The organism is Thalassospira sp. UBA1131 (assembly GCF_002311515.1).
Lineage (GTDB): Bacteria > Pseudomonadota > Alphaproteobacteria > Rhodospirillales > Thalassospiraceae > Thalassospira.
Window position 1 is genome coordinate 38,040 of the sequence record NZ_DCAO01000087.1, and the last position, 2,148, is coordinate 40,187.

The 2,148-nt window shown below is 53.7% G+C and carries 2 protein-coding genes; both read right to left on the reverse strand.

Translation table 11 applies throughout. The annotated features are described in order from the left end of the window. Nucleotides 1-965 (reverse strand): ATP-binding cassette domain-containing protein (locus tag B3Z49_RS13225; RefSeq protein ID WP_296991644.1); only part of this gene is annotated, 965 nt, incomplete at its 3' end. Between the two features lie 147 nt (nucleotides 966-1,112). Then, on the reverse strand, nucleotides 1,113-2,148 hold a 1,036-nt coding region (chvE, locus tag B3Z49_RS13230), incomplete at its 5' end, for a multiple monosaccharide ABC transporter substrate-binding protein (protein ID WP_296991647.1).

Below are 2,148 nucleotides of genomic sequence, written 5' to 3' on the forward strand. Positions count from 1 at the left end.
TCACCGGAAATATCGGTGCCATAGGACTGACCAAAGATGCTCATGGCAAGTTCGGTCCGACCAGCGCCCATCAGGCCTGCAATGCCGACAACTTCACCGGCCGCAACATCAATGCTGACATTATCAACGACCTTGCGTTCGGGATGCAGCGGATGGGTTGCCGACCAGTTGCGGACTTCCATCAACTTTCCTGAACCGATACTTGGCGTGCGTTCCGGATAGCGGTGCGCCATATCGCGCCCGACCATGTCCTTGACGATATGGTCTTCGATGATGTTGCCACCGCGCGCATCAAGAGTCGAAATTGCCTTGCCATCGCGGATAACCGTGATGCGGTCTGCCACCCGGTTGATTTCATTGAGCTTGTGCGAAATCAGGATCGAGGTAATGCCCTGCGCCTTGAATTCCAGCAACAGGTCGAGCAGCTTCTGGCTGTCATTTTCCTGCAAGCTCGCAGTCGGCTCATCAAGGATCAGCAGCTTCACTTTTTTCGAAAGCGCCTTGGCGATTTCGACCAGTTGCTGTTTGCCGACCCCGATATTGGTGACCAACGTCGCCGGGTTTTCTTTCAAACCGACTTTTGACAGCAACTCACCGGTGCGCGCAAAGGTCGCAGGCCAGTTGATCACGCCATTTTCGCTGATTTCGTTGCCCAGAAAAATGTTTTCGGCAATCGACAGCAACGGCACAAGTGCCAGTTCCTGGTGAATAATGATGATCCCGCGTTCTTCACTGTCGCGGATATCCTTGAATTCCTGCACCCCGCCATCATAAAGGATGTCACCTTCATAGGTTCCGTGCGGATAAACACCGCTCAGCACCTTCATCAGGGTGGATTTACCTGCACCGTTTTCGCCACAAAGCGCGTGGATTTCCCCGCGTTCAACTTTGAGGCTGACATCATCCAGTGCCTTCACACCCGGGAAGGTCTTGGTGATGTTCTTCATTTCCAGGATGGTATCCATCCGGTCCTCCCACTGCCATTGACACTGCAACGGCGTCTTCGTCTGCTTTGGTCTTTGTTTTCCTGGAAACCAGTCGGGCGACTTGCCCTAGAAACCTTAAGAAAAGCGGCCCCGGCGCAAACGCCGGGACCTTCAATGCCTAAGCGCTTATTGCACTTCGTCTTTGGTGTAGTAGCCTGAACCAATAAGGATTTCTTCCCAGTTGGATTTATCAACCATGATCGGCTCAAGCAGGTAGGAAGGAACAACCTTCACACCGTTGTCGTAAGTGCTGGTGTCGTTGATGGTGGGCTTTTCGCCTGCAAGGACACTGTCCACCATCGAAACGGTCACGCGTGCAAGTTCACGGGTGTCCTTGAAGATGGTGGAATACTGTTCACCAGCCAGGATCGACTTGACCGACGGCAGTTCAGCATCCTGACCGGTCACGATCGGCATTTTCATATCGCCGGAACCGTAACCAACGCCTTTAAGCGAGGAGAGGATACCAATCGACAGCCCGTCATACGGCGACAGAACGCCATCGACTTCTTCGTCGGTGTAATGTGCCGAAAGAAGGTTATCCATACGGGCCTGTGCAACCGCACCATCCCAACGCAGGGTACCGACCGTGTCCATGCCCATCTGGCCGGATTTGATCACGATGGTTCCCTCGTCGATCAGCGGCTGCAGGATCGACATCGCACCGTTATAGAAGAAATACGCGTTGTTATCATCCGGCGAACCGCCGAACAGTTCAACATTATAGGGCGGCTCACCCGATGCAATCAGGCCATCAACCAGCGAGGTGGCCTGCTGGACGCCGACCTGGAAGTTATCGAAGGTGGAATAATAATCGACATTCGGGCTTTCAACGATCAGGCGGTCATAGGCGAAGACCTTGATGCCTGCTGCTGCTGCGTTTTCCAGCGCATTCGAAAGCGTGGTACCGTCAATCGCCGCGATCACAAGGACGTCGACGCCTTTAACGATCATGTTTTCGATCTGGGACAGCTGGTTGGGAATATCGTCTTCTGCGTACTGAAGATCGGTTTTGTAGCCGGCAGCTTCAAACTGCTCGACCATGGAATTTCCGTCGGAAATCCAACGTGCCGAAGATTTGGTGGGCATTGCGATCCCGACATAGCCTTTTTCATCGGCATGGGCGTAACCGCCGGAAATCATCGGGCTCATCATTGCGGCC